The organism is Bacillus sp. N447-1, from assembly GCF_022701035.1.
Classification (GTDB): Bacteria; Bacillota; Bacilli; order Bacillales; family Bacillaceae_G; genus Bacillus_A; species Bacillus_A cereus.
Map to the genome: position 1 here is coordinate 671465 of NZ_CP065509.1, position 25690 is coordinate 697154.

Sequence of the window (25690 nt, forward strand, 5' to 3'; positions counted from 1 at the left end):
ATATTGCTACAAAGGGATATATGGGACAACTTGTTGATATGAATGGATTTAGTGATAATTGAAAGGTTATTGTACAAGTTATTAATTATGGAGACATCATTCCAGAAGATTTAATCCATCTTTTCAATATGCTTTATATAAAAACCACAACATAACATATAATAAAAAACGGCGAACCCTCCACCTAGGAGAATCCACCATCACAAATAACTGATTATTTCACACCTAGTTTTTTTGCTTTCTTAGGGATCCCGTCTTCCAGCACTTCCTCTCAAGCTGTTACACCTGGAATATGATGTGATTGCATTTGAAACAGGGCTTTGGGAAGCAGCAGATGTTCAGCAAAATTTTGATAACTCAACCGCTACAGAAGCGATGAAACAATCCTTATACTCTGTATGGAAAACTGAAGAACTTGAACAATTATTTACCTATATGAAAGAACAAAAAGAAAAAGGAAAGCCACTCACATTAGCTGGTTTTGATATGAATTTGTTTTATAAATCTTCATTCCGCTCTTATGCAAAAGAATGGTTGCAAAAAGTAAATCCTGAAGTAAAGAGTGAATTTGATACAGCAGTGTCAGAGTTGATTGAACTGGATAGGTATTACAATAAAAATAAAACATATCCCTATGATCGGTTTAAAATGGAGATACAGCCTGTAATTAACAAGTTTGAAAAGGTTAGAATGTTTATTCAGAATCATAAATCTGAATTGATTCAAGTTACACCACATCCTACGTATGATGTGAAAGTCAGAGGTGGCATCTCCTCACCTAACCTGACAGACTATTCTTTTTATATCCGAGATCAAAAAATGGCACAAAACTTCGCATGGCTAACTGAAATGCAGTATGGAAACAAACTGGCCCCCTTTATCAAGTAATAATTTGTTCTGCACCCATGTTGATAATTCTTCTGGTAATCGGAATGTAACGGAACCATGTTGCTCTTTTATAATGACATAGGGATTGCGGAATTCTTCTTGAATGCCGATTCCAATCACTTGATACAATTTCCTGCACTGACTCGGAAACAATATATTTGGAATGTCTAATGATTCAATTTCATGAAAAGAATGACGGAATCTCACATCCATTGCAAATACCATCACACCAACTCCCAGCTATACGTAAAACACAATTAGTATACCGATGAGATCTATGTTGCGTGCAGAAATCCCCGTTTTCTCCCCAGACTTATCTACAAGAATAAAAAAGGAATCACAAGATATGTTCCCTTTTCACTATTTGTTTTCTACACTTTTAATTCCAATATTTCTAGATGCTGAATAGATCCGCCCCCTGGCAGGTAGACATCTTCCTCCTTCAGCAGGTATACGGAACTTTCCGTTTCTACTAGTGATGGAAGATTGCGCACGCCAAATAATAATACTTTTCCCCTATTGCCCAAATGACGTGGGGTATGCATGGAAATCGTAAGGTTGTTTATGCATGTAATTGTTCCTGTTCTTAAACATTTTCGGGTATCTATTTTTATTATGTTTTGCTTTTGTAGTATTTCTTATTTTTATTGTTTGATTGTTATGACTGGCATTTGCTCGTTTTCGGAAATTTCACTGTAACCAAAATAAAGTAGAAAAACAATAAAATAATTGTCCAAATAAATATAAACACTTTATAACTATACTTCATATGAAAAACCTCATTTTCCCTATATAAGTGAATGTACATACACCCTATAAATCTAATTACATAAATTATCGGATGTTTTAGTAGTAAAGAGTCATTAAGTATTAGGAATTGTTATTCATAAACATATCCAAGAATTCTTCAAAAAATATCATCTAGGCATTTTAACATTTCATCAAAATGCACAGATGATATTTTGTACGTTTAGCTTGGTAATGCTTTTATGTAATGAATTCTTATCTCTATTTCACCTTAATGTTTATATGTACAAGAGTCTGTGTAGCAATTAGACTGTACTTTAAATATGTACTCAATTGTGTGTGGGAAAGGAAGCACATTTTATTTAAAGTGGTTACTTTAAAGCCCTTAATTAGTTGGTAGTCTTCTTCATTCAGACAAAAAGGAAATTTAAAGTGTGCACGTACTTTCAACTCAGACTTTTTACTACACACACTCCTATACACATAACAATATTTATAGTTTTTTGTAACATTACAGAAATAACAAGAAATAATATCGAAACATTTATGATATATTGTAACAACTTAGTAACATTAATGTAACATAACGTGTATAATCGCACAATACTTTTTAACTGAAAATCAATAAATTTATGTAAGTACCCATAACATATTACATATTTTTTGTGAAACCTTTTAATGAACAAGTATAAGTGGATGGCGGGAATTGAACCCACATCAGAGGTTCTGGAGGCCCCTGTTTTACCCTTAAATTATACCCCCTCGTGGTCGGAATGACAGGACTTGAACCCGCACATTCAACGGCTACTAGATCCACAATCTAGCAAGTCTAGCATTTCGCCACAAACTCCATAAAAATAGAAAAAGACCACCGAATGTACTCGATTGTCTTTTTGCCATGCATATCTGCACAAGAAGTGTATACTTCAAACCCTTTAATATTTTTAGCTATGAGCATACTTATAAAACTCTAAAAACTATTTGATAATCTTTTAGAATCTAACTTTCTTTTAATACTATTTGCTATTTCTTCAATATTTTCATTTAGAAAGAAATGATTACCTTCAAAAGAATGAAAAGTACACGTTTTACTTGTGTATCGTTCCCATTTTATTACTTGATCATATGTAGTAAATTCATCATTTTCCCCATTAAATATAAGAAAATCAATATCACATGGTTGTGTATTTTTGTCATGAATATACGTCTCAACGATTTTAAAATCTGCTCTTAGAATAGGGAGAAAGATCTCCATTAATTCTTCTGATTGCAGTACCCCAGATGGTGTACCTCCCATTGCAATAACTTCTCTTTTAAATTGCTCATTAGAAAGATTATATCGGATATTTCTTATTTTACTATTTGGATGATTTCTACCGGACAAAACAAGAAATTCAGGCGATACGTTTTTAGAATCTTTTATTTTTCTGGCTACTTCATAGGCGATCAAACTTCCCATGCTATGCCCGAATAGAATGTAGGGCGAATCATCTATCTGCATAACTATTTTATTGTAGACATCATTTACTGCCTCTTCCATACTTTGGTACAAGTTTTCTTCAATTCTATATCCTCTACCAGCTAACTCTACCGGGACTACCTCAATATATGGATTAAAGTGATTTTTCCATTTTGCGTAACTAAACGCAGATCCCCCAGCATGTGGAAAGCAAAAAAGTTTAGTCTTCTGCATTGATTTTCTCCTTACTTTCAAATTTGTATATAGTTTGGCAAATTGTATAAATGTCTTTAATTATTATCTCTTGAGGAAATTCATCTCTTGTTGCACAAGCAGATAACTTATAATTTGGATCAATGTTATATTGTTTAAAGTAAAAGTTTTTAGGTATATGCTTGTATGAAATTGAAGTTCGTGATTCTTTTTTTATAGAGAATGAATTTAATGGGGTATAAAGCCCTTTTCCAATCGTTTTTATATAGCTTTCTTTTAATGTCCATAAATCATAAAAATAATTAATTTGTTCATCAGAATTCATATTAGATATATCATAAAATTCTTCCGCTGAAAAATTCTTTTGCTAATTTAAAAGCCTCTATTTCTGAAACTTTTTCTATATCAATACCCACATTAAAATTAGCAGTAGTACAAACCACCCATTCTCCTGAATGAGACACATTAAAATGAAAGTCAGAAAAGTTTTCAACAAAAGGTTTTCCATACTCATTATATATAAATCTAATTTCTTCATTATTAATTTTATACTTTTGGCAGATTAGAGATCGGATTAGTAAATCCCCTATCAGGGTCCTATTAATGTCGCATGAATTTAATAATCGCTTCATTCGCTCTTTCTTCCCATTTGAAACCAAGTTACTAAGTTTCTTAAACAAATGACTTTCAATATTCTTTGGTATTTTCACAGCGTGAATTTGTATGATAAATCACGTCCTTTTTTAAAGAATGGCTTCATATATGAACGTTACAGAAACTCAAATTAACTTTATTAAATTGCATATACAATAGAAAAGGTGCATATTTACATATCAATGAAAATATGCACCTTCCCTCAGTAATATCATCAGGCATTCGCTTCTATTACAAAGATTTCTATGTCTCTACCAATTACTTTTTACATTATCCCCTTAAAAAGTAATGCTCTTAATATATTCATTATTCCCTACACTTGATATGCAGGTATTGGTCTCCCCTTTTCGTTCATTGCTTTGCATCTTTTATACTCTCTACTTTTCCGTTAATAAAATGGACTTCTCTTTTATTCCTTCAAATTCATTTAGTAGATACATAGCTATTTTTTCAACTGCAGGTGAATCTACTATTTCCTCATGTGATCCAGGGACTGAATACCTATTTACTCTACCTTTTAATAAAGGTCCCCAATCTGTAAACAACTCTTTTCCTTCCTCAGCACTAAAGTAGAGAACTTCTCCAGAGTATGGTATTAAATCATGCTCTGCCATTAAGTTCAGGCATTTCCTATGAGCATTGATAACTTGCTTCAAATTCATAAGATCTGCATCAGGCGGGAGTACTCCCTCCATAATTAATCGCTCCACAAGCATATCTTGTTTATGGATGAGGCCTTCTTCCTGCTCAGTAAAATCTCTAGGAATGAAATGCTCATATATATATGAGAGCATTTCTTCTCTTGTTTTATAGTCCTGCTCTGAAGGTACTTTAGTATCCATTAGTATCAACAACTCAACTTCCTCACCTTGATTCTTTAGTACAGTTGCGATTTTATAAGCAATTGCACCGCCTAAAGACCATCCTCCAAGACGATATGGACCTTCTGGCTGAACACGTTTGATTTCTTCGGTGTAAAGTTGAATTACTTCCGGCAAAGTTAACTCGTCAATTTCTTTCTTTTCTATAAGAGGATTCTGTAAACCATAAAATGAACAATGGTTCTTAAGCAATCTTGCTAGTTGAATGTAACAGAATACATTCCCCATAAACGGATGAACGCAGAAGAAAGGTCTTTTCTCTGATTCTTGTAGTGGAACTAGCGCTACTACTGATTTCGTCATATCATGCTTATCACGAATAAGGCATGCGATTCCTTCCACTGTTGGATTCTTAATCAATGTAGACACCTTAATCTCTTTTCCAAACTTCTCCTTAATTTTTGAAATCAATTTAATTACAAGGAGAGAATGTCCCCCTCTATTAAAGAAATCATCATTTACATAGACATCTTCTATCTGTAACACATCCTGCCAGATTTTAATCAACTGATATTCAATTTCATCCCTTGGAATGATTGGTGTAGACAAATTATTTTCTCTTTGAATTGTTAAACTGTTCAATGCCTTTCGATCAACTTTTCCATTCGGTGTAAGAGGAATCTTGTCTACCTTTATAGAGTGTGCGGGAACCATATAATTCGGTACTTGTGTCTTGAGATATTCACGCCAGTCATGCATACTTCCATCTCCAACTACATAAGCAACCAATCTCTGCTCTCCTAATTTATCCTCTGTTACCAAAACTACTGCTTCTTTTACCAATGGATGCCTCTCTATACTCGCTTCAATCTCTTCAAGTTCAATACGAAAGCCCCTAATTTTCACTTGATTATCAATTCTTCTCAAGTAATCTAAATTACCATCAGGTAAATAACGAACCAAATCTCCCGTACGATATAAACGCTCTTCTTCATTAAATGGATGACGGATGAATCGCTCTGTTGTTAATTCTGGACGATTCAAGTATCCTCGCGCTATACCTGCACCACCAATATATAGCTCACCTGTTACACCAACTGGAACAGGTAACAAATTTTTATCTAATACATAAGTTTGAACGTTCGGCAACGGACGTCCAATTGTAACTCTCTTACTATCTGTTTCGATATGATAACACGTTGCATCAACCGTACATTCTGTAGGACCGTATACGTTATAAAAATCAATTTTTTCAGTCTCTACTAGCTGTTTCCATAATGACGGCATGATTGCTTCACCACCGACTAATATCTTACTTGGTACATGAACATCAGCACTTGTTTCTAGTAATCCTCCATCTATAAGTAATTGAAGTAATGAAGGTGTCATATCAAACATTTCCAATTTATTCTCCCTAATATAAGACACAAATCGTTCCGGATTAGTGCGAACTTCACTTGGGATAATATATAAACTTGAACCATACAGCAGCATTTGTAATTGCTGAATAGATACATCAAAGGCAATTGACGCATTCAAACCGACGCGCATATTACTAGGTATGTCATGTGAGAAAACTTCTTTTTGTAAACCATAGGATAGGTTTATTACAGAATGGTGCTGTACTAAAGCCCCCTTTGGATTCCCTGTCGAACCAGAAGTATAGATAACATACGCTAAGTTTTCCCCTGTTACCTCACATATTGGTGAAAGTTTGCTTTCTTGAGAAAGCATTGCTTGGTCCCTATCTAGGCAAACTGTCTTGATGTCTTTAGGTATCCATCCTAGTAATACCTCATTTGTAACTAACACTCTAATTCCCGTGTCTTCTAAAATATATTGCAGGCGGCTTTCCGGATTCGATGGATCTAATGGAACATAGGCTGCTCCAGCCTTCCAAATTCCCATGAGACCAACAACCATCTCAACTGAACGCTCAAAGCAAAGGCCAACTAATGACTCTGTCCCAATTCCACATTTCTGTAAATGATGGGCTAATTGATTAGCTCTTTCATTCAGCTCTCGATATGTTAGTTGCTGTTTTTCATCTACCACTGCCAACGCGTCAGGCGTACGATTTACTTGCTCTTCGAATAGTTGATGGATTGCATTCTCACGTGGATAGGATATAGTATTATTATTCCATTCTTCCAATAGCTTTCTTTGTTCAGCTTCCGTAATATATACTAGCTCCGATAGATTTTGATCAATGTTTTTGAGCATTTGCATTAACACTTGGTGTAAATGACCCAGCATTCGTTCAATGGTTACTCTATTAAACTTACTACGGTCATACATTAACTTTAACGATAACTGGATTCCTGGAACTACAGCTAACCCTAATGGGTAGTGGGTTTGTTCTACCCCTTCCAATTCACCAATTTCCAGATTTTCTGAAGACTCCTCTTTCACTGGATAATTTTCAAACACATATAAACTATTGAACAGCGGTATTCCTCTAGGAACTTCACTCCACCCCTGAATCTCTGTCAAAGAAGCATACTCATATTGTCTTCTTTCTATCTCTTCCTCTTGTATCTTCTGCAACCAATCTATTAATTTTATATCATCCATCAATTGAATTCGCGTCGGTGACGTTGTAATGAAAGGACCTACGATGTTTTCAACATCAATAATCTCCGTAGAACGCCCTGAGCTTGTTACACCAAAAACAATGTCATTTTCTCCACTATATCGGCTCATGAGATATGCCCATGCACCTTGAATTACTGTACTCAAAGTAAGTTTATTGCGTTTCGCCCATCCTTGTAACGCTTGAGTCTGCTCTTCTGATAAATACGTAACCTTCTCTGTGTAACCTTTTTCTTCCTCTTTACTTTCTAAGCCCAGCAAAGTTGGCGCAGTAAAACTTTTTAGCTTCTCTCTCCAGAATTGTTCCGCCTGCTCCTTATCTTGCTCTCTTAACCATTGGATATATTTCTTATATGGTGAGGACTTAGGTAACTTCACAGCTTCTCCATTCATTCTCTTCTGATAGACTGTAAGTAATTCATTAAATACTAATGGTAAACTCCATCCATCCAGTAAAATATGGTGATGGGTCCAAACAATCCGATATTCTTCCTCACCTTCTTGAATGACTGTTACCCGCATCAATGGTGCTTCATCAAATTGGAAGGCTTGTTTTCGATCTAATGCCAAAAAGACTTTTCTTTTTTCCTCTATCTCTTCACTTGTCATTGTACGCCAGTCTTCTTTGTTCACTTTAAATGGGATATTTTCATAAACCACTTGTACAGGTTCTTCAATTTCGTCCCATACAAATGCTGTACGAAAAATTTCATGCCGCTGAATTACAGATTTCCACGCCTGCTCAAATGTAGAAATATTCATTTTTCCTCGAATCATAAAACTCAATTGCACTATATACGGTGCAACATGTTCATCCCCTTGGTCATGCAATGTGTGGAAAATCATACCTTCTTGCAAAGGTGATAGTGGATATAAATCAGTAATCTGATTGTTCTTTCCGCGATGCATTTTGTTTAGTACATTTGTCAAACCTTCTTGGCTAAGATTAGCCATTGCAAAATCCGAAATGGTCAGTGCAGATTCTCTATCTGAAAATTGAATCAATGTACTCAGTTGATATAGCATATTCTGTGCAATACTTTGAATCGTTGATTTGGCAAATTGTCCAACATTGTATACCCAAGTGAACTGAAGTTTTCCATCCGTTACAACCCCAATTACATCAATTACATGCGATCGCTTGGAACCGGCAGCATGATCTAAACGCTTAAATTCGTTCTCCGGAATAAACATTGCATCGCTAGAAAACATTTGGTCAAATTGTCCAAGATAGTTAAAACTAATAGACGGTGTATATTGGGAGCTTAATGGCTCACACATTGTTGTGTTCATGTAACGCAACACCCCATAATCAACACCCTTATTAGGAATTTTGCGAACTTGTTCTTTAACTGCTTTTAATGCTGCAATTGGGGTATTAGCACTAGTAATATTTAAATGAACTGGGTAAATACTTGTAAACCATCCCACAGTTCTCGATAAATCAACATCTTCAATAATCTCTTCTCGACCATGTCCCTCTAAATCTACGCTCAATATCGGTTGCCCCGTACATGCTGCCGTAGCTTGTACTAATGCTGCTAATAATACTTCATTGATTTGGACACGGTGAATGCTTAAAGTCTCTTGCAATAACATACGGGTCTCATTCTCATTTAACACCACAGTAATTTCCTCAGTTACTGCGCTTACTGGATTACTTATAGTACCATCTACCGGCAATTTAACTACGTCTTGTTCAGCCTGCTCCTCCCAGTAATGTAGCACTTCTTTTGATAGTCCAGTTTCAGCGTAATGATGTAATTTCTCCGACCATTCTTTAAAAGATGTACTCTTCATAGGTAATTGAGTTTTCTGACCTTGGACTACTTGCGTATATGCTGTTTGCAAATCTTCCAATAAAATTCGCCAAGAAACACCATCCACGGCTAAATGATGAATTGTCCAAAATAATCGGCCAGCGTGCTCACCTTCATCAAAATACACCATTCTCATTAGCGGACCCTCATGTAAATTCAAACTTTCTTGTGCAACATTAATCTCTTTTTGAATAACCTGATGCCAATCCGCTTCCGGCACTTCGTCTAATGAAATGACAGTAAGCATCAATTGTTCTTCTATTCCTTCATTCCACTGTTTCCAAACCCCATTAGGTAAACGTTCATATCTTAAACGCAGAGCATCATGATGAAGTAGAAGGTTACGCGCTGCCTTTTCCAGTGATCCTATGTCCAATTTCTCTTTCGTTCTGAAGAACATGGATTGATTCCAATGATGTGGGTTAGGATGATTTTGTGCAAAAAACCTTTGCTGAATAGGTGTAAGTATCGTCTCTCCAGTTATAATTCCTTGTTCAGCTTGTACACCTTGTTCTTCTTTGACTACTTGCGCCAACTCAGCAATCGTTTGGTGTTCAAATATTTGTTTTGGTGTCAATTGTAAACCAGCTTGCTTCGCGCGCGCGACAATCTGAATGCTAAGAATTGAATCTCCACCAATTTCAAAGAAGTTATCATTCATACCAATACGTTTTGAACCTAGCACACGTTCCCAAATGATAGAAAGCTTATGTTCACGTTCATTTCTTGGGGCCACGTATCCTTCTTGTGTTCCTTGATAATCTGGTATAGGTAACGATTTCCGATCAATCTTTCCATTTATGGTTAGCGGTAATTCTTTCATTTCGACAAAGTAGGAAGGTATCATATGGATTGGCAGCTTTGTTTTAAGATACTCTCGCCATTCTTCTAAATTGCCTTCGCCCACTACATAAGCTACCAGCCTCTTATCTCCCGACTGATTTTCCCTAACCATTACAACTGCCTCTTTTACCAAGTCATGCTCTTGTAAAGTCGACTCAATCTCTCCAAGTTCAATTCGAAATCCTCTAATCTTCACTTGATTATCCATTCTTCCCAAGTAGTCTATATTACCATCAGGAAGATATCTCACAAGATCACCTGTTCTATATAACCTCTCGCCTTCTTTGAATGGATGAGAAATAAATCGTTCGGATGTTAACTCTGGACGATTCAAGTACCCCCTTGCTAGACCTGCTCCTCCGATATAAAGTTCCCCCATCACACCAACTGGAACTGGCAACCTATTTCTATCTAATACATGAGTTTGGATGTTAGGCAATGGACGCCCAATTGTTACTCTCTTACTATCTTTTTTGATATGATAGCATGTTGCATCAACCGTACATTCTGTAGGACCATATACATTATAAAACTGGATTTTATCAGTCTCTACTAGCTGTTCCCATAATGACGGCATAATTGCTTCACCACCAACCAGTACCTTACTTGGAACATGAACGCAATCGCACGTTTCTAACAATCCGACATCTATAAGTAATTGAAGCAATGAAGGTGTTATATCAAAGATTTCTAACTTGTTCTCCCTAATATAAGCTACAAACTGCTCCGGATCACTTCGTACTTCGCTTGGAATAATATACAAACTTGAACCATAAAGCAGCATTTGTAATTGCTGAATAGATGCATCAAAGGCAATTGACGCATTTAAACCGACATGCATGTTAGATGGTATCTCATGTTCGAAAACCTCTTTTTGTAAACCATGCGACAAGTTTATTACAGAATGATGCTGTATCAAGACCCCCTTTGGGTTCCCCGTCGATCCCGAAGTATAGATAACATACGCTAGGTTTTCTCCTGTTACTTCACATTTTGGTGAAAGAATGCTTTCTTTTGAAATCATTGCCTGATCCCTATCTAGACAAACTGCCTTGACTTCTTTGGGGATCCAACCTTCTAATGACTCATTCGTAACTAATACTTGAATTTCAGTGTCCTCCAAAATATATTGTATGCGACTTTCTGGATATGATGGGTCCAATGGAACATATGCTGCTCCAGCCTTCCAGATCCCCATAATACTAACAATCATCTCAACTGAACGCTCAAAGCAAATTCCAACTAATGATTCAGTCCCAATCCCACACTGCTGAAGATAGTGGGCCAATTGATTAGCTTTTTCATTCAGCTCTCGATATGTTAACTGCTGTTTTTCATCTACCACTGCTACCGCATCAGGTGTACGATTTACTTGCTCTTCAAACAACTGATGAATCGTACTTTCCCGTAGATATGCTACAGCATTATTATTCCACTCTTCCAACTGTTTTTGCTGTAATCCTGATAATATAGGCAACTTAGCTAATGATTTATCAGGATTCTCCACGATTACATTCAACCAGTTTCCAAAATGTTCAGCCATGGATTCAATAGTTAAGCTGTCAAATAAATCAGTTCTATAAACAAAAGTAAGTAATAAACCCTCTTCCACTTCTGCAGCTGTTAAACTTAAATCAAACTTAGCGATTGGAGCATTACTTTCCATTACTTCTATATTTCTTCCATGTAGTTCTGGTAGCTTCTGTCCCGTATTTTGCAAAGTAAACATGGTTTGGAAAATCGGAGAATGGCTTGTATTTCGTTCAGGTTGGATAACCTCTACAATTTTCTCAAACGGAACATCTTGATACTCATACGCCTTCAATGCTTTTATCCGTACTTGAGATAACAACTCTTGAAATGCCGGTGCATTACTTAAATCAGCTCGATAAACCAAGGTGTTGACAAAGAAACCAATTAGCCCCTCAATTTCTCGATAATTTCGATTTGCAATTGGGCTGCCAACAATAATATCCGTTTGTCCCGTATAACGAGCAAGGAAACTTTGATACGATGCCAATAAGGTCATGAAAAGTGTGGCCCCTTCTTGACGACTTAGTTCGTTTAATTTATCCAGTAATGAGCGTGACAACAAAACATTATGAGTTAATCCATGATGGGTTTGCACTGGCGGACGCGGACGATCCATTGGCAACATTAAGACTGGTAACTCACCAGATAATTCTTCCTTCCAATATGCAAGTTGTTGATATAGTACTTCATCTTTCAACCATTCTCTTTGCCACTGAGCAAAATCGGCATATTGAACTGGTAGTGGTTCCAGCTCTGCTTGTTTTTCACCAATCGCATTCTCATAAAATGCCATCCATTCTTGAAGTAAGATTTCCATCGACCATCCATCTGAGATAATATGATGCATATTACACAGAAGAACCCATTCTTCTTCTGAAATTCTTATGAGTTTCCCACGGAACAATGGCCCTTGTTCTAAATCAAATGGAGATTCGACTTCAGTTTGAATCCATTGCTCCAACTTTCTTTCTCGCTCCTCTAATGAAAGCTTAGTTAAATCCATTTGGAGAAGCGGACGGAAAACGTACGGTTGAATCTGCTGCACAGGATAGCCATCCTCTTCATAAAATACAGTCCGCAAAGATTCGTGACGCTCTATCAACTGATTCCATCCCAACTCCAATGCTTCAGGTAACCAATTCCCTGTAAGGCGGCATGCCATTGGCATATTATAAAGTGCACTATTAGGTGCAAATTGATCAATAAACCATAAGCGCTGTTGGGCATAAGATAGTGGAATATTATTTCCGCGTTCCATCGGCACCAATGGTGGAATTTCTCGTTTTTCGCTCCCCTTACGTAACTGATCTATTCGTTTCGATAATGCCTCGACCGTTGAATATTCGAACAGTTCACGTACCGGTAATTTGATTTGAAAGACTTCCTGTAAGCGTGAGACCACTTGTGTAGCAAGTAGAGAGTGACCACCAAGCTCAAAGAAAGAATCCTGAACACCAATTTCTTTTATTCCTAGCACTTGCCTCCACACTGAAGCGATAAGTTCTTCCAGCGGAGTTCGTGGGTATACAGTATTTTCGGCGGATTGTTCACTAAGTATAGGCAATGCCTTCAAATCAAGTTTTCCATTCGGTGTAAGTGGTAAAACTTCCATCTCAATAAAGTTTGTTGGAACCATGTAATTTGGTAAATGTGTTTGTAGATGTTCTCGCCATTCATGTACACTTCCTTCACCAACTACATAAGCTACTAATCTCTTGTCACCTTGATTATCCTCTCGTACCAATACAACTGCTTCTTTCACAGAAGAATGTGCCTGCAAAACAGCTTCTATTTCTCCCAATTCAATCCGGAAACCACGAATTTTCACTTGGTCATCTATACGGCCATGGAACTGGAGATTACCATCAGAAAGATAACTTGCTTTGTCTCCTGTATAATAGAGACGTTCTCCTGACTTGAAAGGATGTGGAATAAATTTTTCCTTTGTAAGATCCGGACGATTAGCATATCCACGTGCAAGATTCTTCCCTCCAATATAGAGATCTCCAATTACACCAATTGGTACTAGCTGAAGATGAGAATCTAACACATAAACTTCTGTATTCGCAATCGGTCGACCAATCGATGGCGTACCTGTTGTCACTCCTACAGGTACATAACAATCTGTGGTAACAACGGTATTTTCCGATGGCCCATACTGATTAATTACCGCAAAAGGAATATCGTTAGATGGATACTGCGTTAATTGATCCCCACCAGTAATGATAAAACGAAGATCCGTTTTATCTGGCCAAGATAATTTCAAGAGCCTTTCCAGAATAGGCGTAGGTGCAAAGCTAGCTGTTATTCGTGAATCAATGAGCCAGTCCCTTAGTGCTTCTGGATTAATTCTCAGTTCCTCTGTTGACAAGTAGAGTGCTGCGCCAGCAGTTAGATACGGCCAAATCTCCTGGACAGCCGAATCAAAAGCAACCCCTGCAATCTGAGTCGCACGATCCTCTGCTGAAATATGATAAACTTCCTGATGCCAAGAAACCATATTCATTAATGAGCGATATTCAATCATGACACCCTTCGGTTTTCCTGTAGAACCAGAGGTATAGACAATATAGGCTAAGTTCTCTGGATTTATTTGACGTGTAGGTGCGATTACGCTTTCCACCGTTAATTCTTCTAACCTCACCATTTCGACGTGTGCGAAATGTCCTTCTTGTCCTTCCGCCGTCACTACAAATTGAATTCCTGCATCTTCAATCATGTATTCTAACCTTGATTTTGGATACAACGGATCTAAAACGACATAAGCTCCACCAGCTTTTAAAATGCCCAGTAAACTTGCCATCAGCTCAGCTGACCTCGGAAGATAAACTCCTACCACTGACTCTGGGGCTACTCCCTTTCGTTGTAAAACATTTGCCAACTGATTTGCTTGTGTATCCAGTTCACCATAAGTCCACTGTTTTGTTTGGTCAACTACCGCAATCGCATCAGGACGCCTTGCTACTTGCTCCTCAAATCTGTCGCAAACAAGACCCTGATGAGACATTTCCATTACAGTGTCATTCCATGTTTCTAATAACAAAGTACGCTCGGGTTCTGATAGCATACTCAGGTCATGCAACGGATTTTGTGGACGATGAGAAACTTCATGTAGCCATTTCTCAAAGTGGCCTGCCATCCGTTCAATAGTAGTAGCATTGAATAAATCCTTATTATACTCAAAAGTAAAAAGTAACCCCTCTTCCGTCTCAGCTGCCATTACACTTAAATCAAACTTTGCAATTGGACTATGGCTTTCTATCATTTCAATACTTCTACTAGATAACACCGGAAACTCTTGTTTCATATTTTGCAAAATGAACATAGTCTGGAAGATTGGCGAATGACTTGTACTTCGCTCCGGTTGCACAACTTCTACAATTTTTTCAAATGGAATATCTTGATATTCATACGCCTTCAATGCCTTTTGACGAACCTGATACAGTACATCTTGAAATGTCGGTCTACCACTCAAATTAGCTCGATAAACCAGCGTGTTAACGAAGAAACCAATTAGTCCTTCAATTTCTCTATAATTCCGATTCGCAATTGGGCTTCCGACCAGAATATCTTCTTGTCCCGTATAACGAGATAGAAAACTTTGATATGCAGCTAAAAGCGTCATGAAGAGTGTAGCCCCTTCTTTTCGACTAAGTTCATTCAATTTATCATGTAGCGTGCTTGGCAGAACCAGAGTGTATATCGACCCGTGATGAGTTTGTATCGCGGGACGCGGGCGATCCATAGGAAGTTGGAGTACAGGAAGCTCCCCAGACAATTCTTCCCTCCAATATTGGAGTTGTTGATCAAGCACATCCTCCTTTAGCCATCCTTTTTGCCACTGAGCAAAGTCGGCATATTGAACCGGCAATGGTTCAAGTTCCGCTACCTTTCCATCCGTTGCTTTCTCATAAAATGCCATCCATTCTTCAAGTAGGATTCCCATTGACCATCCATCTGAAATGATATGATGTAGAGTACAAAGGAGTATCCATTCTTCCTCTCCCACGTGCAAAATACTTGCCCTGATTAATGGACCCTCTGTTAAATCAAATGGCACTTCTGTTTCTTGTTGAATTAAACGTTTAACTTCTTCTTCTTGATCTTCAGAAGAAAGCATAGTTAAATCCGTTTTCGGAATTGATTGAAAAGCATACGGTTCAATTTGCTGTACGGGTTGACCGTTCACTTCGTGAAAGACCGTCCGCAGTGATTCATGACGTTCTATTAGTTGATTCCATCCCGTTTCCAATGCTTCAAGTAGCCAATTCCCTGTAAGGCGGCATACCATTGGTATATTGTAAAGGGCACTATTAGGTGTAAATTGATCAATGAACCATAAGCGTTGTTGGGCATAAGATAGTGGGATAGCTTCTCCTCGTTTCATTGGTATCAGCGGCGGAATCTCTCGTTTTTTATCTCCTTTACGTAACTGATCTAATCGCTTTGCCAGTGACTCCACCGTTGTATATTCAAATAGTTCACGTACTGGTAATTCAATTTGAAAAATTCCCTGTAAACGTGAAACTACTTGAGTAGCTAGTAGTGAATGACCACCGATTTCAAAAAAGGAATCCTGAACATTAATATTTTTTATTCCTAACACTTGGCTCCAAACGGAAACGATAAGCTCCTCCACTGGTGTTCGTGATGAAGTAATATCTTCACTTATGAACTGTTCTTCTAATTCCAGTAAGGCTTTCCGATTCACCTTACCATTTGGAGTGAGTGGCATACCTTCAATTTTGAAAAAGTATGCCGGAACCATATAATGTGGCAGTTGCTTCTTGAGATATTCACGCCACTCCCCAGTATCGCCTTCACCCACTACATAAGCTATTAACTGCTTATCTCCTGGTCGATCTTCCTTCACCAACACGACTGCCTCTTTTACAGATGAGTGATCATGTAAAGCTGCTTCAATTTCTCCCAATTCAATTCGGAATCCTCTAATTTTAACTTGGTTATCTATTCTTCCAATATATTCTAAGTTACGATCATTCATATATCTCACCAAGTCACCCGTTCGATATAATCGTTCCCCATCCTTAAAGGGATGCGGAATAAAACGTTCAGTAGTTAAATCCGGTCGATTGAAGTAGCCACGTGCTAATCCTACTCCTCCAAGGTAAAGTTCCCCTGCCACACCAATCGGGACGACTTGTTGATATTGATCTAACACATACAACTCTGTATTATCAATCGGACGACCAATCGGAATAAGCATTGGTTCTTTTTCTAAATCACAATCGTAATAAGTCACATCCACAGTTGCTTCAGTAGGACCATACAAGTTAATTAACTTTGTTTGCTGAACATTGTAAAAGATCCCCTTAAACCGGCGAACCTGCTCAGTGTTTAACGCTTCTCCACTAGTAAAAACTTGAATTAAAGACGATACATCCCTTTTCGAATTATATAGTTCCATATAATCTAAGAAAGTAGATAACATCGACGGAACAAAGTGCATGGTGGACACGCGATATCGTTCAATATACTCTTCAATCACCGCAGGATCTTTCTCTCCTCCTGGTGGAAGTAAACAAACACGTGCTCCTACAAATGACCACCAAAATAATTCCCATACAGAAACATCAAATGAAAACGGTGTCTTTTGTAGGATTGTATCCGCCCCGGACAATGGGTATTTTTTCTGCATCCACTGTAGGCGGTTGATAACGGAATGATGTTCAATCATTACCCCCTTTGGATTTCCCGTCGAACCCGAAGTGTATATAATATAGGCTAAGTTATTTGCTGTTACTCCACTTACCGGAGCTAAATTACTCTCTTTAGAAATCATCACTTGATCCCGATCTAAACAAATTGCTTGAATATCTTTAGGTAACCAGTCCTGTAGTGCCTCTTTTGTTAACAGCACTTGAATTTGTGAATTCTCCAAAATATATCTCAGGCGGTTTTCAGGATAACTTGGGTCCAGTGGGACATAAGCCCCACCTGCCTTCAAAATCCCAAAGAGACCGATAATCATATCAGGAGAACGTTCAATACATATACCAACCAATGATTCAGGTCCGATACCTCGTTTTTGTAGAAAATGTGCCAATTGATTCGATTTTTCATTTAGTTCTTGATACGTTAGCTTTCCACCCTCATAAACTACCGCCACTGCATCAGGTGTCCGTGCAACTTGTTGCTCAAATAGCTCATGAATCATACAATCATGACCATAAACTACGTCCGTATCATTCCATTCTTCTAAGAGTTGTTTTTGCTCAGTATCCGATAACATTGACAGCTTTGTATATGATTCATCTGGATGATACGTGATTTCATTTAGCCAGTTCTCAAAATGTCCTGCCATACGTGCAATGGTACTACTATCAAATAAATCCGTGTTGTATTCAAATGAGACGAATAGACCTTCTTCCACTTCATAGGCAGTTAAGCTCAAATCAAATTTAGCAATAGACATATTACTTTCTACCATTTCAATACTTCTATCAGGCAAATCTAGTCGTTCTTGTTTTATATTCTGTAGCGTAAACATGGTCTGAAATATAGGGGAATGACTCATGCTTCGTTCAGGTTGCACAGCTTCTACCATTTTTTCAAATGGTATATCTTGATATTCGTAAGCTTTTAACGCCTTTTTCTTTGTTTGGTTCAAAATCTCCCGAAAAGTAGGGGTGCCACTCAAATCTGATCGATAAACCAATGTATTAACAAAGAAACCAATTAATCCTTCTACTCCCTTATGGTTCCGATTTGCAATCGGGCTACCAACTAGAATATCTTTTTGTCCCGTATAACGAGCGAGAAAGCTCTGGTATGCGGCCATTAAAGTCATAAATAAAGTGGATCCTTCTTGTCGACTTATATCCTTCAATTGACTGAGCAATTTATAAGGAAAAATCACGTGATGCGCAGCCCCAGAGTAAGTCTGCTTAACCGGTCGAGGTCGATCCACTGGCAGTTGTAAGATAGGAAGCTCACCAGACAATTCTTCCTGCCAATACGTAAGCTGACGATTTAGCACATCACCTTGCAACCACTCCTTTTGCCACTTCGCAAAGTCTGCATATTGAATAGATAATGAACTTAATTTAGCAGGATTTCCGCCTGTTTCTTCTTCATAGAAAGCAAGGCATTCATTCATGAATATACCAATGGACCAAGCATCAGAAATAATATGATGCATCGTACACAGTAATAACCATTCATCCTTCTCTAATTGAACAAGCTGATTACGAATTAAAGGACCATTCATTAAATCAAATGGTTCTTGCGCTTCTCTCGCAATTAAACTATCTACCTCTTTTTCTTTTACTTCTAGAGGAAGTTGAGAGTAATCCCTTACAGGTAATGCGCTAGGAAGGAATTCGACAATTTGTTGCACAGGCTGTTCTCCTATTTCTTTAAAAACAGTTCGTAATGATTCATGACGTTCAATGAGTCGATTGAATCCCTTCTCTAATGCTTCAGGTATCCAATTTCCTTTTAGATGCCATACTGTTGGAATATTATATAAAGAACTGTTTGGGTTAAATCTGTCCATAAACCACAAACGTTGTTGTGCATAAGACAACGGGAGTGCTTCTTTATTCTCCTTTTTTTGCATTTGCTTCTGAAGCCATGCTCTCTTCTCAGGAGAAAGTGAACTCAGCTTTGCAAGTAAATCACTTCTCATTTTTTTACCCCTTCCTCAATCAAATTACTCTCGAATATCCCTTGTGCTTCTTCCTCTGATAGCTCCTCTAATTGCTTAAGTAGTTCCAATAATTCTTCATCATTACTCACTTCTGCTTCTTTTTGAACATAGTCTTGAAGACTTACATTCTCCTTACTATCATTCTGCATTTCTTGATTTTTGTTATCGAGCAATTGATCAATCTGTTCTGCCAATTGCTGCACCGTATGAAACATAAATAAATCATGCAATGGTATCTCGATTCCAAAAGCCTCTTTAAGATTGGAAACAGCTTGCGTAGCAAGTAATGAATGTCCACCAATTTCAAAAAACGAATCCTGAATTCCGATGTTTTCCATACCTAAAACTTCATGCCATATCGAAACAATTGTTTTTTCCGTAGACGTACGAGGAGCAATATAACAACTCGCTATCTCCTGCTTCTCTGGTGCTGGTAAAGCCTTCCTATCAATTTTCCCATTAGGAGTGAGTGGAAATGCATTTAATCCAACAAAATAGGATGGAATCATATAATTTGGTAGTTGATCCTTGAGATAATCACGCCACTTTTGAGCATCCCCGTCTCCTACAACATAGGCGATCAAACGTGGATCGCCAGGATAATCTTCCCGCACCATTACAATAGCTTCGTTAACTAATATATGCCTTTGTAATGCCGCTTCAATTTCTCCTAGTTCAATCCGGAACCCACGAATTTTTACTTGATGATCAATTCGTCCAACATACTCCAAATTTCCATCTGGTAAATACCTTACTAGATCTCCAGTCCGGTATACTCGCTCTCCTTCTTTAAACGGATGCGATATAAAAAGATTTTGCGTTAAGTCAGGGCGGTTTAAATATCCACGTGCTAACCCTGATCCACCAATGTATAGCTCACCAACTACACCAATTGGAACCATTTTTTGTTCGGCACTTAGTACATATACTTCTGTATTGAATATTGGTTTACCAATTGGTGGTACCCTATACATGACACCCTTTTCTAATTCCATATACGTGGAATACGTAGTATCTTCGGACGGTCCATATAGGTTGTACACCTTTTCGATTGTACTTCTCTCGTATAAATCTTGAACAAGCGAATATGGCAATGGTTCTCCAGCCAAATTCATCACCTTTACCGAAGAAGGGATTGTTTTTACTCGAACCAGTTCCTTCGCTACCGATGGCACAGTATTAACCAAAGTTACACCTTTGGTAGACAACTTCTCTAGATGTAGAGCATTTTCAGTGACAATCACCTTACCACCCATCGTTAAGGGAACAAATAATTCAAAAACGGATAAATCAAAAGATAGCGAAGTTGAAGCTAACACTCCCGCTAATTCCTTTCGGGAATACGTACGATGCGCCCAATGAATCATTGTTACTGTATTCCTGTGCTCAATCATTACTCCCTTTGGATTTCCAGTGGAACCTGAAGTATAGATAATATAGGCTAAGTTATCGCCCGTCACTTCACTCATACATACCGTAGTTACTTCTTGTTCTATTTCTGCTCGATTACGATCAATACAAATCACGTCAACGAATTTAGGTATAACCATTTTTTGTTGTAACTTTTCCTGTGTCACCAGTACCTTTATTTGAGTATCCTCTAAAATGTATTGCAGTCGACTTTCCGGATACGCTGGATCAATTGGGACATATGCTCCTCCTGCCTTCATAATTCCTAAGAGGCCTACAATCATCTCAGATGAACGTGTAACACAAATCCCAACCAATGATTCGCAACCTACACCATTTTTCTGTAAATAATGTGCCAACTGATTCGAGCGTTCGTCCAACTCTCGATATGTTAGTTCTTCATCTTCGCACACTACTGCAATTGCTTCTGGTGTTTTTTTCACCTGTTCTTCAAACATTGTATGAATCGTACTTTCTTCCATATCTATAACACGCGATTTATTCCATTCCTCTAGTAGTTGCTTATATTCTACTTTCGATAACATATTCAGTTCTGATAGTACACATTTTGGATGAGAGACAATTTGATTTAACCAATGTTTAAAATGACTTGCCATACGCTCAATGGTTGTATCATTAAACAAATCAGTATTATATTCAAAGGTTAGTGATAATCCTTCTTCCGTCTCAGAAGCAAATAAACTCAAATCAAATTTGGCAACAGAAGCATGGCTTTCCATGAGTTCCATTTGTCTTTCAGATAGCTGAAGAAACTCTTGTTTCGTATTCTGTAAAGTAAACATAGTTTGGAATATTGGTGAATGACTTGTATTCCGTTCAGGTTTTACGGATTCTACCACTTTCTCAAATGGGATGTCCTGATACTCGTATGCTTTTAGCGCTTTTTTTCTTACCTGCGACAAAAGTTCTTGGAACGTCGGATTTTCACTGAAATCAGCTCGATAAACCAACGTATTTGCAAAGAATCCAATTAATCCCTCAATCTCTTTCACATTTCGATTAGCGATTGGGCTTCCAACTATAATGTCGTCCTGTCCTGTATAACGAGAAAGGAAGCTTTGATACGCTGCCATCAATGTCATAAATAAAGTGCATCCTTCTTGCAGACTTAAATCTTTGAGCTTTTCCTGTAGGGAATTCGCCACTATTAAGGACTGACTTGCACCACGATGGGTTTGAACTGCAGGTCGAGGACGATCCATCGGTAATTGTAAAACCGGTAGTTCCCCAGATAATTCTTCCTTCCAATATTGAAGATGCTGATTCAAATTCTCCTCTTTTTGCCATTCCTTCTGCCACATGACAAAATCTGCATATTGGATAGATAACTCCTTCAATTCCACTGGTTTTCCGGTTAGTGCTCCTTCATAAAAAGCCATCCATTCTTCAAGTAAGATTCCCATTGACCATCCATCTGAAATAATATGATGCATCGTACAAATGAGAACCCATTCTTCCCTGTCCACTTTCAATATTCGTGTTCGAATCAGAGGATCTTGTCCAAAATGAAATGGTTCCTCCGCCTCGTTTTGAATAAGGCGTTGCATTTCTTTTTCCCTATCTTCCAAAGAAAGATCTGTTAGATTCGTTTGAGGAATATGTCTGAACACATGAGATTGAACCTGTTGAAAAGGTTCACCCTCTTGTTCTAGAATTGTCGTCCTTAATGATTCATGACGCTCCAACAATTGATTCCATCCGACCTCCAATGCTTCAATTGACCATTTACCTGTTAAGCGACACGCTGCATGAATATTGTACATAGCACTATTTGGCATTAATTGATCAATAAACCATAGACGTTTCTGCGCATAGGAAAGTGGGATAATTTCTTCTCGTTTCATAGGTACAAGAGGAGCAACCTCTCGTTTTTTATCTTCTTTTCGTAACTGATCCACTCGTTTCGCCAATGCTTCCACTGTATCGTGCTTGAAAAGTTCACGTAATGGAATTTTAATTTGGAACAGTTCTTGCAATCTAGAGACGATTTGAGTAGCAAGTAGTGAGTGCCCACCACGTTCAAAGAAGGAATCCTGAATACTAATATTTTCTATCCCTAACACTTGACCCCAAACCGAGGCAATAAGCTCTTCCGATGGCGTCCGAGGTAGCACATTTAAATCTTCAATAACTTGCTCATCAGGTGCTGGCAAGGCCTTTCGGTCAATTTTCCCATTTGGAGTAAGCGGGAAGTGTTCTAACTCTATAAAGTGCGCTGGAATCATATGAGTCGGTAATTGTTTTTGTAAATACTCTCTCCACTCTTGGGTATTTCCATCGCTTATTACATATGCAACCAATCGTTGATCACCTGGACGATCTTCTCTAACTAATACGACAGCCTCTTTAATAAACGAACATTTTTCTAAAGTCGCTTCAATTTCTCCTAATTCAATCCTAAAACCACGCATTTTGACTTGGTGGTCCATTCTACCTATAAATTCTAAATTTCCATCAGTTAGATATCTTACTGAATCTCCTGTTCGATATAGTCGTTCCCCAAATCGATATGGATGCGAAACGAATTTTTCAGCAGTAAGATTCGGACGATTTAAGTATCCACGTGCCAAACCAGCACCACCAATATATAACTCACCCTCAATTCCTATTGATTGCAAGCGTTGATTTTGGTCTAATACATATAATTGCGTGTTCTGTATTGGTTGCCCAATAGAAACAAATTCTTGATTAGGCTGAATATCAAATGCATTCACATAAATAGTGGCTTCAGTTGGCCCATAAAAGTTGGTTAATTTCACTTGTCCACTATAATCCCATTTCTGTTGAAAACGTCTAACTAACCCTGAACTTAGTTCTTCTCCACCAGAAAATACATGGCGTACGGACGAACAATTCATGTTCAATTCAATATGATTGAAGTGGTCTAAGAAAACAGATAACATCGAAGGTACAAATTGAACTATAGTAACCTGATGTTGTTTAATCACTTCAGCTATAATAGAAGGATCTTTTTCTCCACCTGGAGGTAGGAAAGATACACTTGCACCAACGTGAATGCCCCAAAACAATTCCCAAACAGAGACATCAAATGAGAATGGCGTTTTCTGCAAGACCACATCCTTTTCAGAAAGCGGATATTTATGTTGCATCCATTCTAGATAATTAATTACTGAATGATGCTCAATCATTACTCCCTTTGGATTCCCTGTAGATCCTGAAGTATACATAACATACGCTAAATTTTCTCCTGTTACACCACTTATACATGGGGTTGTTTCTTCTTTTTCAATTGCAGTGTAATCTTTATTCATACAAATCGTTTCTATATTTTCAGATACAAACAAATTTTTAGAATTCTCTTCCGTCACTAGTACTTCGATTCCAGCATCCTCTAATATATATCGAAGTCGACTCTCTGGATAAGTAGGGTCAAGTGGAACATACGCTGCTCCTGATTTTAGAATACCTAATAACGCTATCATCATTTGTAATGAACGTTCCATATATACCCCAACTAGAGACTCTGGGCCTACACCATGCTTTTGTAAATAATGAGCTAGCTGATTTGCACGCTTCTCCAACCCTTTATAGGTAATTTGTTCATTTTCGTAACTAGCCGCGATTGCTTCCGGTGTTTTTTTAACTTGCTCCTCAAACATCGTATGAATCATGCCTTCAGCCGAATAATTAACTTGAGTATGATTCCATTCCTCTAGTAACTGTATCTGTTCTTCTTCTGTTAAATGGGTAATTTCAAATAGTTTTGAGTCTAGGCTCTTCGTCATCTGAATTAATATTTGCAATAAGTGATTCTGAATCAGATTTATTGTTTCTTCATTAAAATAGCTTCGATCATACATCAACTTTAAAGTAATTTTCTTACCGGGCATTACAATGAGTGTTAAAGGATAATTTGTTTGTTCCGTGCTTTTAACATCTAGTAATCTTAAATCATCATTTCTCTCACCTTGAATTGGATAATTTTCAAACACATACAAGGTATGAAATAAGGAGCTATTTCGCGGAACCTCACTCCAGCCTTGAATATCTATCAACGAATTATACTCATACTGTCTTCGTTCCATTTCTTTCATTTGTATTTTACGAAGCCAATCTACTACTGATGTATTATCCGCTAATCGAATTCTGGTAGGTAATGTGTTAATAAATAGCCCCACCATATTCTCTGCTCCCATTAAATCAGTAGGACGTCCAGCGCTAGTTACGCCAAATACGACGTCACTGTCACCGCTATACCTACTCATCAAATAAGCCCATGCACCTTGTACTAACGTATTCAACGTTAATCGACTATTTCGTACCCACTCTTGTAAATTCTCAGTAAGTTCCTCAGATACTTGATAAGCACACTCCCCATAACCCTTCTCTTGTCCTTGATCCTTTCTTTCCATTGCTAATGGAGTAGGTGCATAGAATCCTTTTAATTCTTCTTTCCAAAATTCCTCTGCTTGACTTTGATCTTGTTTATTTATCCATTGAATATATTTTTTATAAGGAAGAGATTTAGGAAGATTCAAAAATTCTCCCTTTATCATCTTGAGATAAACTTCCATCACTTCACTAAAGACCAATGACACACTCCATCCATCTAGCAAAATATGATGATGTGTCCAGATAATTCTCGTTTCCTCTTTTGCTTCTTTAATCGCAGTGACTCTCATCAATGGTGCTTCATCCAATAAAAATCCTTTCCTACGATCTGCAGTCAAAAACTGTTGTAATTTCTTCTCCTTCTCCTCATGCGAATAGGTACTCCAATCCTCTTGATGAATAGTAAAAGGAAGACGTTCGTAAACTGCTTGTAGAGGTTTTTCTACTTCTTCCCAAACAAATACTGAGCGCAGAACCTCATGTCGTTGAATAACATATTCCCAAGCTTTTTCAAAAGTAGCAACATCCAATTGCCCCCCGAGCAAGAAACCTACTTGTACAATATAGGAAAAAGAATGTTCATCATCTTGATCGTATAAAGTATGAAACAGTATTCCTTTTTGCAAAGGTGATAAACCATATATATCAATAACGTCTCCCATTT

5 protein-coding genes and 1 pseudogene are annotated in these 25690 nt (G+C 37.7%); 1 reads left to right on the plus strand and 5 read right to left on the minus strand.

Annotation, left to right across the window (positions count from 1 at the left end):
- Nucleotides 1-297: 297 nt before the first annotated feature.
- Nucleotides 298-888 (plus strand): erythromycin esterase family protein, encoded by a 591-nt coding sequence (locus tag IQ781_RS03390; RefSeq protein WP_065382390.1) that lies wholly within the window; start codon nucleotides 298-300, stop codon nucleotides 886-888.
- On the opposite strand, the gene IQ781_RS03395 is transcribed toward IQ781_RS03390, so the two are convergent.
- The 5 genes and pseudogenes from IQ781_RS03395 to IQ781_RS03415 all read right to left on the minus strand — a co-directional run bounded on the left by IQ781_RS03395 (nucleotide 841) and on the right by IQ781_RS03415 (nucleotide 25688).
- Nucleotides 841-1113 (minus strand): hypothetical protein, encoded by a 273-nt coding sequence (locus IQ781_RS03395; RefSeq protein ID WP_065382389.1) that lies wholly within the window; start codon nucleotides 1111-1113, stop codon nucleotides 841-843. The genes IQ781_RS03390 and IQ781_RS03395 overlap by 48 nt on opposite strands.
- A 1492-nt stretch (nucleotides 1114-2605) precedes the next feature.
- The gene (locus tag IQ781_RS03400; protein ID WP_139846811.1) at nucleotides 2606-3328 is read right to left on the minus strand and encodes a thioesterase II family protein; all 723 of its coding nucleotides are present in this window, start codon (nucleotides 3326-3328) and stop codon (nucleotides 2606-2608) included.
- Nucleotides 3315-4017, minus strand: a pseudogene (locus tag IQ781_RS03405) (4'-phosphopantetheinyl transferase family protein). The gene IQ781_RS03400 and the pseudogene IQ781_RS03405 overlap by 14 nt, the downstream one beginning before the upstream one ends.
- A 321-nt stretch (nucleotides 4018-4338) precedes the next feature.
- A complete protein-coding gene (locus IQ781_RS03410; RefSeq protein WP_242808221.1) occupies nucleotides 4339-19221 on the minus strand; it encodes a non-ribosomal peptide synthetase in 14883 nt (4960 codons plus the stop codon).
- Nucleotides 19218-25688: a non-ribosomal peptide synthetase gene (locus tag IQ781_RS03415; protein ID WP_000503025.1), complete on the minus strand. Its 6471-nt coding sequence runs from the start codon at nucleotides 25686-25688 to the stop codon at nucleotides 19218-19220. Before IQ781_RS03415 ends, IQ781_RS03410 begins: the two co-directional genes overlap by 4 nt.
- Nucleotides 25689-25690 lie beyond the last annotated feature (2 nt).

Excerpts from the sequence above, each read along its gene's own strand:
- IQ781_RS03410 (WP_242808221.1), bottom strand. The coding sequence starts at position 19,221 with ATGAGAAGTGATTTACTTGCAAAGCTGAGTTCACTTTCTCCTGAGAAG.
- IQ781_RS03395 (WP_065382389.1), bottom strand. The coding sequence starts at position 1,113 with ATGGTATTTGCAATGGATGTGAGATTCCGTCATTCTTTTCATGAAATT.
- IQ781_RS03415 (WP_000503025.1), bottom strand. The coding sequence starts at position 25,688 with ATGGGAGACGTTATTGATATATATGGTTTATCACCTTTGCAAAAAGGA.
- IQ781_RS03400 (WP_139846811.1), bottom strand. The coding sequence starts at position 3,328 with ATGCAGAAGACTAAACTTTTTTGCTTTCCACATGCTGGGGGATCTGCG.